The organism is Vibrio genomosp. F10 str. 9ZD137 (genome assembly GCF_049974785.1).
Classification (GTDB): domain Bacteria; phylum Pseudomonadota; class Gammaproteobacteria; order Enterobacterales; family Vibrionaceae; genus Vibrio.
On the sequence record NZ_JBNGCJ010000109.1, the window covers coordinates 1 to 505 of the forward strand.

Annotated in this window: 1 protein-coding gene; it reads right to left on the bottom strand. The window is 49.3% G+C overall.

Annotated elements, in window-relative coordinates; translation table 11 throughout:
- The coding region (locus ACP45E_RS01365; RefSeq protein WP_241824234.1) for an AIR synthase-related protein at positions 1 to 505 on the bottom strand (505 nt) is incomplete at both ends.

The window sequence follows — 505 nt, forward strand, 5'->3', positions numbered from 1 at the left end:
CCGCTGTTACTGCGCAGTTAGCAACAGGAACCTGCCATGGACCAACCATTTGGTCACGAGCTACAAGGCCTGTTACCGAGCGGTCACCGATGGTGATAAGGAATGTTTTCTCAGCGACTGTTGGCAAGCGAAGAACACGGTCAACCGCTTCGTTTAGTTCAATACCAGAACGGTCAATCGCTGGGTTGTTCGCTTTTAGCGTTTTCGCGTCACGGTGCATCTTAGGCGTTTTACCTAATAGGATGTCCATTGGCATATCGATTGGCGTGTTGTCGAAGTGTGAATCTTCTAATTTCAGATCACGTTCTTCAGTTGCTTTACCAACCACTGCGTACGGTGCACGTTCACGCTTACAAATCGCGTCGAACGTTGCCATGTCTTTATCAGCAACCGCCATTACATAACGCTCTTGAGATTCGTTACACCAGATCTCAAGTGGGCTCATGCCCGGCTCATCGTTTGGCACATCACGTAGGTTAAAGATACCGCCACAGATCGGAAGAGC